This window comes from Streptomyces sp. NBC_00727 (assembly GCF_045161745.1).
Lineage (GTDB): Bacteria > Actinomycetota > Actinomycetes > Streptomycetales > Streptomycetaceae > Streptomyces.
This window is the reverse complement of sequence record NZ_CP108981.1, coordinates 1,793,150-1,806,605: the sequence shown is the minus strand read 5'-3', so window position 1 is coordinate 1,806,605 and position 13,456 is coordinate 1,793,150. Positions and strand designations below refer to the sequence as shown.

Annotated in this window: 12 protein-coding genes; 5 read left to right on the top strand and 7 right to left on the bottom strand. The window is 72.1% G+C overall.

Annotated elements, in window-relative coordinates:
• Window positions 1-26: 26 nt before the first annotated feature.
• Complete coding sequence (locus OG242_RS07990; RefSeq protein ID WP_093709072.1) at window positions 27-632, bottom strand: hypothetical protein; 606 nt, start codon at window positions 630-632, stop codon at window positions 27-29.
• A gap of 120 nt (window positions 633-752) precedes the next feature.
• Between OG242_RS07990 and npdG the strand changes: the two genes are divergently transcribed.
• Both npdG and OG242_RS07980 read left to right on the top strand, forming a co-directional pair.
• Window positions 753-1,463: an NADPH-dependent F420 reductase gene (gene npdG / locus OG242_RS07985; protein WP_405897475.1), complete on the top strand. Its 711-nt coding sequence runs from the start codon at window positions 753-755 to the stop codon at window positions 1,461-1,463.
• Between the two features lie 83 nt (window positions 1,464-1,546).
• A complete protein-coding gene (locus tag OG242_RS07980; RefSeq protein WP_405897474.1) occupies window positions 1,547-1,732 on the top strand; it encodes a hypothetical protein in 186 nt (61 codons plus the stop codon).
• A 158-nt stretch (window positions 1,733-1,890) separates the two neighbouring features.
• On the opposite strand, the gene OG242_RS07975 is transcribed toward OG242_RS07980, so the two are convergent.
• From OG242_RS07975 to OG242_RS07965, 3 genes are all read right to left on the bottom strand, one after another.
• Entirely contained in the window at window positions 1,891-2,688 is a 798-nt protein-coding gene (locus tag OG242_RS07975; RefSeq protein ID WP_405897473.1) for a site-2 protease family protein, read from the bottom strand.
• Window positions 2,685-3,107 (bottom strand): hypothetical protein, encoded by a 423-nt coding sequence (locus OG242_RS07970; RefSeq protein WP_405897472.1) that lies wholly within the window; start codon window positions 3,105-3,107, stop codon window positions 2,685-2,687. The genes OG242_RS07975 and OG242_RS07970 overlap by 4 nt, the downstream gene beginning before the upstream one ends.
• Before the next feature lie 206 nt (window positions 3,108-3,313).
• On the bottom strand, window positions 3,314-4,690 hold the full coding sequence (locus OG242_RS07965) for an IS1380 family transposase (protein ID WP_405897471.1): 1,377 nt from the start codon (window positions 4,688-4,690) through the stop codon (window positions 3,314-3,316).
• A 135-nt stretch (window positions 4,691-4,825) separates the two neighbouring features.
• Here OG242_RS07965 and OG242_RS07960 point away from each other — a divergent pair, with 135 nt between their 5' ends.
• Window positions 4,826-5,215 (top strand): signal peptidase I, encoded by a 390-nt coding sequence (locus OG242_RS07960; RefSeq protein ID WP_405897470.1) that lies wholly within the window; start codon window positions 4,826-4,828, stop codon window positions 5,213-5,215.
• 116 nt (window positions 5,216-5,331) lie between these two features.
• A complete protein-coding gene (locus OG242_RS07955; protein ID WP_405897469.1) occupies window positions 5,332-8,652 on the top strand; it encodes a BTAD domain-containing putative transcriptional regulator in 3,321 nt (1,106 codons plus the stop codon).
• Window positions 8,653-8,656: 4 nt separating this feature from the next.
• Here OG242_RS07955 and OG242_RS07950 read toward each other — a convergent pair whose 3' ends face one another.
• From OG242_RS07950 to panB, 3 genes are all read right to left on the bottom strand, one after another.
• A complete protein-coding gene (locus tag OG242_RS07950) occupies window positions 8,657-9,514 on the bottom strand; it encodes an ABC transporter permease (RefSeq protein WP_405897468.1) in 858 nt (285 codons plus the stop codon).
• Window positions 9,511-10,530 (bottom strand): ATP-binding cassette domain-containing protein, encoded by a 1,020-nt coding sequence (locus OG242_RS07945; protein ID WP_405897467.1) that lies wholly within the window; start codon window positions 10,528-10,530, stop codon window positions 9,511-9,513. Before OG242_RS07945 ends, OG242_RS07950 begins: the two co-directional genes overlap by 4 nt.
• Window positions 10,531-10,695: 165 nt before the next feature.
• Complete coding sequence (gene panB, locus OG242_RS07940; RefSeq protein WP_405897466.1) at window positions 10,696-11,580, bottom strand: 3-methyl-2-oxobutanoate hydroxymethyltransferase; 885 nt, start codon at window positions 11,578-11,580, stop codon at window positions 10,696-10,698.
• A gap of 167 nt (window positions 11,581-11,747) precedes the next feature.
• Between panB and OG242_RS07935 the strand changes: the two genes are divergently transcribed.
• Window positions 11,748-13,352 carry a DHA2 family efflux MFS transporter permease subunit gene (locus OG242_RS07935; protein WP_405897465.1) on the top strand — a complete coding sequence of 535 codons (1,605 nt, stop codon included), beginning with the start codon at window positions 11,748-11,750 and terminating at the stop codon, window positions 13,350-13,352.
• Window positions 13,353-13,456 lie beyond the last annotated feature (104 nt).

Sequence of the window (13,456 nt, the reverse complement as noted above, 5' to 3'; positions counted from 1 at the left end):
GCGGGTTTCCCGGAGCCCGGGCCCCCTCACCAGCGGGGTGGCGGGGGAGCCGTCAGCTGGTCCGCGAGCCGGGACAGCCGGTCGCGGAACGTGCGGCGCCCGGTGCGGGGGACGGGCGCGCCGTTCTCCCCGGCGGCGGCGCTGACCAGGTGCTGGACGGTGTCCAGGTCCACGTCGTCCCCGTCCGTCACGGACAGCGCCTCATGGGCGAGCCCGCGCACCTGCGGGTCGCCGTTGTCCAGCGAGAGGACCGTCGCCCCGGCCCGCCGCGCGTCGTGGACCCGCTCCAGGAGCCCCTCGCCGGGGCGCTCCGGCGTCACCACGAGCAGCGTCTCGCCCCGCCCGGCCGCCTCGATCCGGCCGAGGCCGACCGCGAGGTGCGCCGGGTCGCCGGGCTCCACCCGGTGGCGCACCAGGGTGGGGCGGAGCTCGGGCAGCCCGGACCAGGTGGACTCGTCGACCAGATGGGCCGCCAGGTGCCAGGGCTCGTACACCTCGGTCCCCACCAGCAGCAGCCCCCCGCCGTGCGGGACCACGGAGGAGCGGAGCGCACCGGCGAACCGCCGGGCGGCGGCGGGCCACTGGGTCCTGGCGAGCACTTCACGCAGCAGCGCCACACGTACGGCATCCATGGCCCGGCATCCTGCACCATGCGGGGGCCCCGGCACCGGCGAAAGGCCGGACAGCCATCCGTACGGGTGGCGGCGCGGGCCCCCGGGATCCGTCCCGGCCCTGGCAGTAGTGTCGGGGCCATGACTACGAATGACAGCGGCAGCGCGCCCAAGCCCCCCGCCAAGGACCCCTGGGACCTGCCGGACGTGTCCGGCCTGACCGTCGGCGTGCTCGGCGGCACGGGACCGCAGGGCCGCGGTCTCGCGTACCGCTTCGCCCGCGCGGGCCAGCAGGTGATCATCGGCTCCCGCGCCGCGGACCGCGCGGAGGCGGCGGCCGGGGAGCTGGGCAACGGCGTCCGCGGCGCGGACAACGCGACCTGCGCGCGGGAGAGCGACGTCGTGATCGTCGCGGTGCCGTGGGACGGCCACGCCAAGACCCTGGAGTCGCTCCGCGAGGAGCTGGCCGGGAAGATCGTCGTCGACTGCGTCAACCCGCTCGGCTTCGACAAGAAGGGCGCCTACGCCCTGAAGCCCGAGGAGGGCAGCGCCGCCGAGCAGGCCTCCGCCCTGCTGCCGGACTCCCGCGTCACGGCCGCCTTCCACCACCTCTCCGCCGTACTGCTCCAGGACGAGACGATCGACGAGATCGACACCGACGTCCTGGTGCTCGGCGAGGCCCGTGCCGACACGGACATCGTCCAGGCCCTGGCCGGCCGCATCGCCGGCATGCGCGGCATCTTCGCGGGCCGCCTGCGCAACGCCCACCAGGTCGAGTCCCTGGTCGCCAACCTGATCTCCGTCAACCGCCGCTACAAGGCCCACGCCGGACTCCGCACCACGGACGTGTGAGCCGGACCCACCCTCCTTCGGGCGGCCGGGGGCATGGGGGAGACTGGAAGGGACCGTCCATCCCCCCGACAGGAGCCACCCCCATGCCCCGCCTCGCCCTCTACGCCCTCGTCGTCTGCGTCCTCGCGCTCGCCGCGGCCGTGACGTCCTTCGTCCAGGGCAGCGTGCTCATCGGCATCGTCTGGGTCCTCCTGGTCGGCCTCTCCTCGAACATGGCCTGGTACTACGTCCGCCGCCGCCGCGCCGCGACGGCCGACCGCAGCGCCTAGGGCCTTTCCTTTGGATCATGCCGGGCTCGCGGGCTCCGGTGCCGTGCCTCGCGGCGTTGTCGTCAATCACCAACGCTCCGCGTTGATTCAATCCTCCGCCTTGCGATGCTCGGCACCGGAGCCCGCTCCCTGATCCGGCCTGATCCAAAGGAAGGGCCCTAACCGGCCACCTCGCACACCGGGTTCGCCCCCTGCCAGAACCGGTACGCGTCCAGGCCGCAGTCCGTCCAGAACCCGTGCACGCCCAGGCCCCTCAGGATCGCGTAGACCGCGTCGAAGAAGGCCCGGTTCAGCTCCGGCACCCACAGCAGGGCGAAGACCGCGATCAGGCCGAACGGGGCGAACGGCTCGACCGCCCGCCGGGCCGAGTGCGACAGCCAGGGCTCGATGACCCCGTAGCCGTCGAGGCCCGGCACGGGCAGGAAGTTCAGGATGGCCGCCGTCACCTGGAGCAGCGCCAGGAAGGCCAGCGCGTTACGGAAGGCGGGGGGCACCCCGTCCAGCGCGTCCAGCCAGAACGGCGCGGTGCACACCACCGCGAACAGCACGTTGGTCAGCGGCCCGGCCGCCGAGATCAGGCTGTGCCGCCACCGCCCGCGGATCCGGCCCCGCTCGATGAACACCGCACCACCGGGCAGCCCGATCCCGCCCATGATCACGAACAGCACCGGCAGCACGATGCTGAGCAGGGCATGGGTGTAAGCGAATGGATTGAGTGTCAAGTACCCCTTCGCTCCGACAGTGATGTCGCCGCTGTGCAGGGCTGTGCGCGCGTGCGCGTACTCGTGGAGACAGAGCGAGGCGATCCACGCCGCGGTGACGAAGAGGAAGACCGCGAAGCCGGGTTGCTCGGCGAACCCTGCCCACACCGCCCAGCCTGAGACGGAAGTGACGGCGACGATACCCAGGAAGATTGGGCTGACGCGATGCCCCGCCGGGGTGGTACCAGTGATCATGGGCCGAGGATAGCTGTGGAAGTTGTCTTCTCAGCAGGGGCGGTGAGGGAGGAGACCGCAGTGGTCTCGGGGCGAAGTTGGCCAACCGTTGCGGCGAACCGTTGCCTGAGGTCTTCGGGCAGGCGGAGGATGTGCCCGCCCGCATTCTGAGGGTGGCATTCGACCGTGATACCTGCCTGTAGTAGGTCGTTCGAGATGCTGGCTGTGTCCATGTTCCGCCACCGGTCGGCGAAGGTCATGCCAAGTTCGGCGTACTCCCATCGATCCGGTCCACCCGCTCCGAGGCACTGCAAGTGCGCGAGCTCTTGGCGCAGTTCGGCGAGCGCCTGGTTGCCTCTTGCCCGGAGGACGTCTGAGCTGTAGGTGCCGCCCGGCAGTAGCTGGGCGACGTGATGGTCGATTGAAGCCTCGATTTCCATGGTCCGCTCAAATGATCGGTCGCCGCTAATGTATATCCGCCTAGCCTCGATCTTTCTTGACGGGCTGCCGACGGAGTCGGTGGCCCGTTTTTGTGCTGTGAGCTGAGGGTGGGCAGGCTGAGGGCCCGAGTGTCGTCTCGGGGTGGCGCCGGGTTCCACTGCTCCGGTTGGTGAAGGGCTGTCGTGGGGACGGGTGAGTTCGCTGGTCAGCCGGGGTTCGGCAGGAGTGCGAGCCGTTCGAGGGCGGCGGTGATGTGGCCGGTCCAGGGCCAGTGCCGGGCCAGGCGGAGGATCCGCCGGCGGCCGGTGGTGACGAGTTGTCCGGCCGCGGAGAACAGGCGGAACCGCAGACGGCGGGGCTCCCAGAGCCGGGCTGTTCCGGTGAGGGCGAGCATGGGCATCCAGGCCAGCAGGTCGAGAGCAATCTGGACGATCTCGATCCAGACCTTGTTCTGGGCTGTGGTGTGCAGGGGCAGGTTGCGCAGGCCGGTGGCCCGGGCGGCCCGGATCCTGTCCTCTGCCCGGGCCCGCAGCCGGTGACGGAGCTCGAGTTCGGCGATCGGCCGGCCGGCGGTGTTGGTCGCGAAGCACGTGATCCGCATGCCGTCCGCGTCCGTGATCCTCAACTGGGCACCGGGGTGCGGCCGTTCTCTTCGGACGATCAGCCGCATCCCCTTCGGCCAGCCGTCCAGCAGCTTGCCGGTGAGCTCGGCGACCCAGGCCCCGTCACGGACCTCACCATTGGTCTCGACGGCCGCCGTCCAGGCCGAGGCGGGGACCTTCAGCACGTGCTCGTGGACCTGCTCGGTGACCGTCATGCCGACCGAGTAGGACAGCCATCGCCCTCGCCGGGCGAGCCAGGACACGAAGTCGTGAGTGCCGCCCGCGGAGTCCGTGCGGATCAGCGTCTGCCGCCCTCGCCGGTAGCGCTTGGGCAGCTGGGCCAGGGCGAGCTGGGCGGTGGTGATGTGGTCGGCTGCTGTGTTGGAGCCCGCGTTCCCCGGCCTGAGGAGGGCGGCCACGGGCTCACCGGTTCCTCCCGGTCCGTGGTCCACGAAGGCCGTCAAAGGGTGATGGCCGTAGGTCTTCTTCCAGGTCGCGGCCGCGTCCTGTTTGTCGGAATGCGCGACCACGAGGACACCGTCAAGGTCGACGACGACCTGGCCGTCGGTGTCCGGGGCGTTCTCACCGGCCAACGACCAGACACGGTGACGGACTTCGGAGCGTGCGGACCGGATCGCCTGCAACGCCTTCTCGTCGGAGGCGGCGAGGGTGCCGATCAGGCGGGAGACGGTCGGGTCGGAGGCGACCGGACCGAAAACGGCCGGCTCGCACCGCAGCAATGCGACGTCCGCGAGGCAGTCCCCGCCCAGTGCGACCGCCAAGGCCACGTCCAGGAGGACCTTGCCGGGATCGTGGACGGCCCGCGGCTTGCGCCACGGCGCCAGAGCTGCCGATATGGCCTGGTCAAGACCGGTCTTGCGGACCGTTTCCACGAGCAGGACCGACCCGGCCTGGGAGACGACCTGGCGACCGCCGTCCTGGACGCGGACACGGGGATAGGACCCGATAGAGTGCTTCACCTGGGAAGTGCCTCCGGCGGTGGCAGGAACAAGGACCTCGACAATCCTCATTCTTGCTGGTCAGAGGCACTTTCTGCTTTCCTGCCCGCCTGCCGGACACCCCGCTTCATGAAAGCGCGAGGCTAGCGTCCCCACGTGAACGACAACGTGTACGTGGGCAACGCCGGCAAGGACGCCGCGCTCGACCGCGGGTGGATCCTCGGGCACTTCAAGGACGCGGGGGATCCGCGGTACAGCGAGGACGTCGAGATCAAGTGGGGCGTCCACCCCGTGGGCGACGAGCGGGTGCGGTGGGTGCGGGGGGAGAGCCGGACCGCGTTGCTCGTGCTCATCAGCGGGCGGTTCCGGGTGGAGCTGCCCGGGCGCAGCGTGCTGCTGGAGGAGCAGGGCGACTACGTGGTGTGGGGCGTCGGCGTCGATCACTCCTGGGTCGCGGAGGAGGAGTCCGTGGTGCTCACCGTCCGCTGGCCGTCCGTGCCCGGGTACGCGGTCGAGGCGGCGGAGCCCGCGGCGCCGGGGGACTGACGGCGACACGGCGGAAACGGTTCGCTTCCCGCCCCGGCACCGGAAAGGGTGGGCCCATGACGAGCAGGGGCGGGGCGGCTGTGCGGACGGCGGCGGGGGTCACGGAGAATGGGCGCGTGCGCTACGGCATCCTCGGCACCACCCAGGCACTCCGCGACGACGGCACGGCCCACTCCGTCGGCGGGGCGCGGCTGCGCGCGCTGCTCACCGTGCTCGCGCTGCGGCCCGGCCGGACGGTCCCGGTCGGCGTGCTCGTCGACGAGGTGTGGGACGGCGAACCGCCCGCCGACGCGGCCGGCGCGCTCCAGGCGCTGGTCGGACGGCTGCGGCGGGCCATCGGGCACGAGGCCGTCGCCTCGGCGGAGAGCGGCTACCGGCTGACCGCCGAACCGGAGGCCGTCGACCTCTTCCGCTTCGAGCGGCTCGCCGGCGAAGGCGCGCGGGCCCTCGCGGACGGCGACCCGGCCCGCGCCATGGACCTCCTGGACGACGCACTCGCCCTCTGGCGGGGCCCCGCCCTCGCCGACCTCCCCGACCGGCACACCGCCGCCGCCCGCTGGACGGCCCGCCGGCTCGACGCCCGCCGGGACAGGCTCGCCGCCGCGCTCCGGCTCGGCCGGGCCGCCGAGGTGCTGCCGGAACTGACCGCGCTCTGCGGCGAGCACCCCCTCGACGAACCCCTCCAGGCGCTGCGCCTGCGCGCCCTGCGCGACGCCGGGCGCACCGCCCAGGCCCTGGCCGCGTACGAGGAGGTCCGCACCCTCATCGCCGACCGCCTCGGCACCGACCCGGGCCCCGAGCTGACCACCCTGTACGCGGAGCTGCTTCGGCAGAAGCCCTCGGCCCCCGTGAAGGAATCCGCCCCCCTGGGCAACCTCCGCGCCCGGCTCACCAGCTTCGTCGGCCGGGAGTGCGAGATGGCGGCCCTGCGCGGCGACCTCGCGCAGGGAAGGCTCGTCACCCTGCTCGGGCCCGGCGGAGCCGGCAAGACCCGGCTCTCGCAGGAGGTCGCGGACACCGTCGACCCCGGCACCTGGCCCGACGGCATCTGGCTCGCCGAGCTGGCCCCCGTCGACGACCCCGAGACCGTGCCGGAGGCGGTGCTCGCCGCGCTGGGGGCACGCGAGACGGTGCTCAGCGGGGCCGGTTCCGGGGAGTTCCGGGCCGCCGAGCGGGCCTCCGGCGACGAGCGCGCCGCCGGTGAGTCGATGGCCCGGCTGACCGAGTACTGCTCGCGGCGCCGCATGCTGCTCCTGCTGGACAACTGCGAGCACGTCATCGAGGCCGCCGCCGCCCTCGCCGACCACCTGCTGGCCCGCTGCCCCCGGCTCACCGTCCTCGCGACCAGCCGGGAACCCCTCGGCGTGCCGGGCGAGGCGGTCCGGCCGGTCGACCCGCTGCCGGACCCGACCGCGCTGCGCCTGCTCGCCGAGCGCGGCGCCGCCGCCCGGCCCGGTTTCCGGGTCGACGCGGACGAGGCGACGGCGGCGGCCGCCGCCGAGATCTGCCGCCGCCTGGACGGCCTGCCGCTCGCCATCGAACTCGCCGCCGCCCGGCTGCGCATGCTCACCCCGCAGCAGATCGCGGACCGGCTCGACGACCGCTTCCGCCTGCTGACCAGCGGCAGCCGGACCGTGCTGCCGCGCCAGCAGACCCTGCGGGCCGTCGTCGACTGGTCCTGGGAGCTGCTGGACGACGACGAGCGCGTCACCCTGCGCCGGCTCTCCGTCTTCGCCGGCGGCTGCACCCTGGAGGCCGCCGAGGCCGTCTGCGCCGACGGGACCGGCGGGGCGGGCGACGCCGCCCGCCTGCTGGGCTCCCTCGTCGACAAGTCCCTCGTCGTGGCCGCCCCCGCGGAGGACGGCCAGATGCGCTACCGGCTCCTGGAGACCGTCGGCGAGTACGCGGCGGAACGGCTGGAGGAGTCGGGGGAGCGGGACGCCGTCGAACGCCGGCACCAGGTGTTCTTCCGCGAGCTGGCCCGTACGACCGATCCCCTGCTGCGCCGCTCGGGACAGCTCGCCGCCATCCGGATCCTCCAGCGCGAGTACGAGAACCTGCGCACCGCCCTGCGCCACGCCGTCGCCGCCCGCGACGAGCAGGAGGCGCTGTGCATGGTGCTGTCGCTCTCCTGGTACTGGCAGATCCGCAACCTGCGCGGCGACGCCCTGCACTGGGCGGACATGGCCGCGGCCCTCGGCCCCGACCCGTTCGCCATGCCCGTACGCCCCGCGCCCTCTCTCCACGAGCGCTGCACCGACGCACCCCCGCCCATGCGGCCGGAGCTGCTGGAGGAGGCGCGGCGGCAGGTGGGCCTCGTCCAGCTGGTCAACATGGACCACGCGATGGACGAGTGGACGAACGAGGAGAGCATGGCCCGGCTGCGGGCGATCGTCGCCACCTACCGGGCCGGCCAGCCGCAGACCTGCCGCAGCCCCGCCTCCCTCTGGTTCTTCGCCGTGATGCTGACCGGCGGCGTCTCCGACCTGCGGCACCTGCTCGACGAGACCGTGCGCGGCTCCCGCGAGTTCGGTTACGAGTGGGAGCTCGCCGCAGCCCTCCAGATGCGGGCCAACGTGCTGGCCAACCGCCCCGACTGGGCCGGCGAGGCCCACACGGACGCCGACGAGAGCCTGGCGATCTTCACCCGGCTCGGCGACGAGTGGGGCATGGCCGAGGCGCTCTCCTCGCGCGGCGAGGCCAACGAGAAGCAGGGCTCCTACGCGCGGGCGGCCGAGGACTACCAGGCCGCGATCCGCTCGGCCGAGAAGCTGGGCGCCCTCGCCCAGGTCTCCGTACTGCGCATCCGCTACGCCTCCGTGCTCACCGAGCTGGGCCGGGGCGCCGAGGGCGAGGCGATGATGCGCGAGGTGCTGGGCGACGAGCGCCAGACCGGGCACGAGGCGCGGCCGGCGGCGCGGCTGTTCATGGCGATGTGGCTGGGCCGGGACGGCCGCACCGAAGAGGCGCGCGAGCAGTTCACGCTGCTGCACGAGGAGTTCCGGTCGGAGACCATGGCGGTCTTCGAGGGGTTCGTCCTCGGCGGCCTGGCCTGGCTGGACAATCTGGACGGCGATTACGCCCGGGGGCTGGAGCGGGGCCGGGGGGCGCTGAAGGGGATGCAGGACCCGCTGACGCAGATGGTCGCGCCGCAGATGGCGGTGATCAACCTGGTCATCCTGGCCTGGGCGCTCGCCGGGCTCGGCGGGCAGGAGCGGTCCGCCGACGCGGCGCGGCTGCTGGGGGCCGGCCGGGCCCACCTGCCGGAGGGCCACTTCATGAACGCGATGGAGCGCGAGAACTTCGCCCGCGCCGAGGCGCTGGTGCGCGGCCGGCTGGGCGACGCCGGCTACGAGGCCGCATACGCCGAGGGCGGCGGCCTCTCCCTGGAGGAGGCCGCCGCCCTCGCGGACGCGCAATCGGATCGCAACCCGTAGGTGGTCAGGACTTCTTGCGGAACTTGGATACCGCGAGCGGGGCCACGGCCGCCGTGATGACCACGGCCCAGCCGAGCGTCAGCCACACGGAGTGGCCGAGCGAGGTGCCCATCATGAGACCGCGCGCGGCGTCCGCCAGGTTCGACAGCGGGTTGTAGTCGGTGAACGCCTGCAGCCAGCCCGGCATCGTCGTGGGCGGGGCGAAGATCGAGGAGCCGAACTGGAGCGGCATCATGACCAGCATCCCCATTCCCTGAACCGCCTGGGACGTCTTCATGGCCAGGCCGAGCAGGATGAAGATCCACATGATGGCGGCGCCGAACGCGGCCGACAGGCCGATCGCCCCGATCAGTCCGAGCACGGACCCGTGGAGCTCCATGCCGAGGGCGAAGCCCATGCCCAGCAGGATGAGCGTGGCGACCATCATCCGGCCGAGCTCGACCACGATCTTGGCGACGAGCACCGAGGAGCGCGCGATCGGCATCGTACGGAAGCGGTCCATGACCCCCTTGCGGAAGTCGTCGTTGACACCGCTGCCGACGGCCATGGCGATGTTCATGCCCATCATCGCCATCAGGCCGGGGATCAGGTAGTTCAGGTACTCCTGCCGGCCGCCGCCCATGCTGCCGCCGACCGAGCCGCCGAAGACGTAGACGAACAGCAGCACGAAGATGACGGGCATCAGCAGCGCGTCGAACATCGACTCCGGATCCTTCTTGATCTGGAGCAGATTGCGCCGGACCAGGGCCCCGATGTGGCGCAGGTTGTTCCGCAGTCCGATGCCGCCCTCGTCGTGGAGCTTCGTGGCCGGCGCGGAGACGGGCGTGTCGGTGGGGGTGGGCGTCAGAGTCGTCGTGCTCATGCCGCGACCTCCTCGGGAGTCGTGTCGGTGACGGTGGCCTTGTCGCCGGTGATGGCGAGGAACACCTCGTCCAGGCTGGGCAGCGCGGTGGCGACGTGAGCCAGCGAGAAGCCCCGGGTGCCGAGCAGGCCGATGACGGCGGTGAGCTGCTCGTCGCTGAGGATCGGTACGTAGAGCAGGCCCTCGTCGGGGACCGCCTGCGCGCCCGCGACACCGTCGAGACCGGTCTCCCGCAGCGCCTGCGCCATGGGGGCCAGCTCTGCCGGGTCCGAGGGGCGGATCTGCAGGGTGCGGCCGCCGACCTTGGCCTTCAGCTCGTTCACACCGCCGCGGGCGATGATCCGGCCCTTGTCGATGACGGTCAGCTCGTTGGCCAGCTGTTCGGCCTCTTCCATGTACTGGGTGGTGAGGAGCACGGTCGCCCCCTCCGCGACCATGCGCTGCACCTCGTCCCAGACCTCGTTGCGGGTACGGGGGTCGAGCCCCGTCGTCGGCTCGTCGAGGTAGAGGACGGCCGGGCTGCCGATCATGGAGGCGGCCAGGTCGAGCCGGCGGCGCATCCCGCCGGAGTACTCCATCGCGGCCTTCTTCGCCGCGTCCGTGAGCGAGAAGCGCTCCAGCAGCTCGTCGGCCCGCGACCGCGCCTTCTTGCGGGGCAGGTCGAGCAGCCGCCCGATCATGTAGAGGTTCTCCCAGCCGGAGAGCTTCTCGTCGACGGAGGCGTACTGGCCGGTCAGGCCGATGGTGCGGCGCAGCGCGCGGGGCTGCTTCACCACGTCGAAGCCGGCGACGACCGCGGTCCCGGCGTCGGGCGTGATGAGCGTGGAGAGGCAGCGTACGAGTGTGGTCTTGCCGGCGCCGTTGGGGCCGAGCACGCCGAGGACGGTGCCCTCGCGCACATCGAGGTCCACGCCGTCCAGCGCCTTGGTCTCGCCGTAGTGCTTGACCAGTCCCCGCACCTCTACGGCGTTCCCGCCGGTCCCGCCGTTTCGGGGGTTCTTGTCGATTCGCGTCATGCCGACCAGTGGACCAGCCCCCACCGACAGTCCGCCTACAGCGGGCCGACAGCCTGCCTACAGCCGCCGACAACGGCCGACAGCCCACCGATGGGGGAGTCGGCGGGCTGTCGTTCGTGCCGGTGGTGGTCGTCGGGGAACGCGCCCCCGGGTCTTCGCGGGGCCTCAGTGGAAGGTGTGCTCCGGGGCCGGGAAGGTGCCGCCGACGACCTCTTCCGCGTACGCCTTCGCGGCGTCGCCGAGGATCTGCCGCAGGTCGGCGTACTGCTTGGTGAAGCGCGGCACCTTGCCGCCGGTCAGCCCGACCATGTCGGTGTAGACCAGCACCTGCGCGTCGGTGTCCGGGCCGGCGCCGATCCCGATGGTCGGGATGTGCAGGGTGCGGGTGACCTCGGCGGCCAGCTCGGCCGGTACGAGTTCCAGGACGACGGCGAACGCGCCCGCGTCCTGCACGGCCTTGGCGTCGCGCAGCATCTGCTGGGCGGCCTCCTCGCCGCGGCCCTGGACCCGGTAGCCCATCGCGTTGACGGACTGCGGGGTCAGGCCGATGTGGGCCATGACCGGGATGCCGGCGTCGACCAGCAGCTTGATCTGCTCGTGGCTGCGCTCGCCGCCCTCCAGCTTGACGGCGCCGACACCGGACTCCTTGATGAGCCGGGTGGCGTTGCGCAGGGCCTGGACCGGGCTCTCCTGGTACGCCCCGAAGGGCAGGTCCGCGACGATCAGGGCCCGCTTGGTGCCCCGGACGACGGCGGCGGACAGGATGGCGATCTCGTCCATCGTGACGGGCACGGTGGTCTCGTAGCCGAGGTGGCAGTTGCCCATGGAGTCGCCGACGAGCATGACCGGGATGCCGGCCTCGTCGAAGACGGACGCGGTCATCGCGTCGTAGGCGGTGAGCATGGGCCACTTCTCGCCGCGCGCGGTGGCGGCGGCGATGTCGTGGACGGTGACCCGGCGGTTGCTCTTGCCCCCGTACAGCGCCTTGCTGCTGTCGGAGGGGTTGCCCGCGGGGGTGGCGGACTGGTTCTGCGCAGCCTGAAGCGACATGGCAGGTGGCTCCTTCGTCATCTCGAGGCGCCCTGACGGCGTCCCCGGACCGCTTCCATGGTGGCATCCCGGGGCCGGTCGCGGGAAGTGGGACGCGCGGCCCGGCCGTCGGTAAAGACTTTACAATACGAGACGGTCTCGTATCGGAATGCCTTAGGCTGCTCCTCATGTCCACACCGTCCGGCGCTCCCGCCGTGTCCCAGATACCGGAGGCGGTCCACCGCCGCCGCTGGGCGATTCTCGTGGTCCTGATGTTCAGCCTCCTCATCGTGGTGCTGGACAACTCGATCCTGAACGTCGCCGTCAAGACGATCGCCTCACCCTCGCCCACCGGCATCGGCGCCACCCAGAGCGAGCTGGAGTGGGCGATCAACTCCTACACGCTCGTCTTCGCCGGCCTCCTCTTCACCGCCGGCCTGCTGGGCGACCGCCTGGGCCGCAAGAAGGTCCTGCTCTTCGGCATCACCCTCTTCGGCATCGGCTCCGCCCTCGCCGCCATGTCCGGCTCGCCCGGCGAACTCATCACCTGGCGCGCCCTGATGGGCTTCGGCGCCGCCTTCGTCATGCCGGCCACGCTGGCCGTCCTGATGAACGTCTTCGAGCGCGACGAGCAGCCCAAGGCCATCGGCATCTGGGCCGGCAGCGTCGGCCTCGGCATCGCGATCGGCCCCATCACCGGCGGCCTGCTCCTCGAACACTTCTGGTGGGGCTCGATCTTCCTGGTCAACGTTCCCGTCGTGATCGTCGCCCTGGCCGCCATGGTGTGGCTGGTGCCGGACTCGAAGGACCCGAAGCCGGGCCGGCTCGACCCGCTCGGCGTGGTGCTCTCCATCATCGGCCTGGTGCTGCTGGTGTACGGCATCATCCGCGGCGGCGAGCTCGCCGACTTCACCGACGTCACGGTCCTCCTCCCGGTCATCGGCGGCCTCGCCGTCCTGGTGCTCTTCGTCCTCCACGAGAAGCGCAGCGCCAGCCCGGCGATCGACGTCTCGTACTTCAAGAAGCCCGCGTTCTCCGCCGCCGTCGCCGCCATCGCGCTCGTCTTCTTCGCGCTGATGGGCGTCACCTTCTTCTCCGCCTTCTACATGCAGAGCGTGCGCGGCTACAGCGCCCTGCAGTCCGGGCTGCTGATCCTGCCGCTGGCCGTGGCCCAGATGCTCTTCGCGCCCCGCGCCCGGATCGTCGTCGCCCGCTTCGGCGCCCGGGCCGTCTGCACCGCCGGCATGCTGGCCGTCGCGCTCGGCCTGGCCGCGTTCGCGCTGTTCGACGCCGACACGCCGGTCTGGGTCATGTGCGTGGTCTTCTTCGTCCAGGGCACCGGCATGGCCCACGTCATGCCGCCGGTCACCGTCGCCGTGATGCAGGCCCTGCCGCGCGAGAAGGCGGGCTCCGGCTCGGCCGTCAACAACACGTTCCGCCAGGTCGGCGGCGCGCTCGGGATCGCCGTGCTCGGCTCGGTGCTGTCCACCGTCTACCGGGGTGACATCGAGGACCACCTCGGCGCGCTGCCCGCCGGGGCCCGGGACGCGGCGGGGGAGTCCATCGAGGCGACTCTCGCCGTCGCCGAGAAGCTGGGCCCCAAGGGCGCCCCGCTGGTCGGCGCCGCGAACGACGCGTTCATGAACGCCATGCACGTGACGGCCTACGGCTCGGCCGCCGTCGCCCTGATCGGCACGATCGTGGTCGCCCTGTGGCTGCCGGGCCGCGAACCGGCCGGTCAGCAGCCCGTACGCGGCGAGGAGAGCCCCGCGAAGGCGGGCGCCGGCCGATGACACCGGCCGCGTACGGCTGACCCCTCCGGGTGAACCGGACCGCCCCGCGCGGCCCGGTTCACCCGTGAGGGCCGGCCGCCTCGCGCGTCGGCGAGAATCGGGGG

Bases quoted from the DNA above. Each gene is read 5' to 3' on its own strand.
- OG242_RS07975 (WP_405897473.1), bottom strand. From the start codon at position 2,688: ATGATCACTGGTACCACCCCGGCGGGGCATCGCGTCAGCCCAATCTTC.
- OG242_RS07950 (WP_405897468.1), bottom strand. From the start codon at position 9,514: ATGAGCACGACGACTCTGACGCCCACCCCCACCGACACGCCCGTCTCC.
- OG242_RS07935 (WP_405897465.1), top strand. From the start codon at position 11,748: ATGTCCACACCGTCCGGCGCTCCCGCCGTGTCCCAGATACCGGAGGCG.
- npdG (WP_405897475.1), top strand. From the start codon at position 753: ATGACTACGAATGACAGCGGCAGCGCGCCCAAGCCCCCCGCCAAGGAC.
- OG242_RS07945 (WP_405897467.1), bottom strand. From the start codon at position 10,530: ATGACGCGAATCGACAAGAACCCCCGAAACGGCGGGACCGGCGGGAAC.
- OG242_RS07970 (WP_405897472.1), bottom strand. From the start codon at position 3,107: ATGGAAATCGAGGCTTCAATCGACCATCACGTCGCCCAGCTACTGCCG.
- panB (WP_405897466.1), bottom strand. From the start codon at position 11,580: ATGTCGCTTCAGGCTGCGCAGAACCAGTCCGCCACCCCCGCGGGCAAC.
- OG242_RS07990 (WP_093709072.1), bottom strand. From the start codon at position 632: ATGGATGCCGTACGTGTGGCGCTGCTGCGTGAAGTGCTCGCCAGGACC.
- OG242_RS07980 (WP_405897474.1), top strand. From the start codon at position 1,547: ATGCCCCGCCTCGCCCTCTACGCCCTCGTCGTCTGCGTCCTCGCGCTC.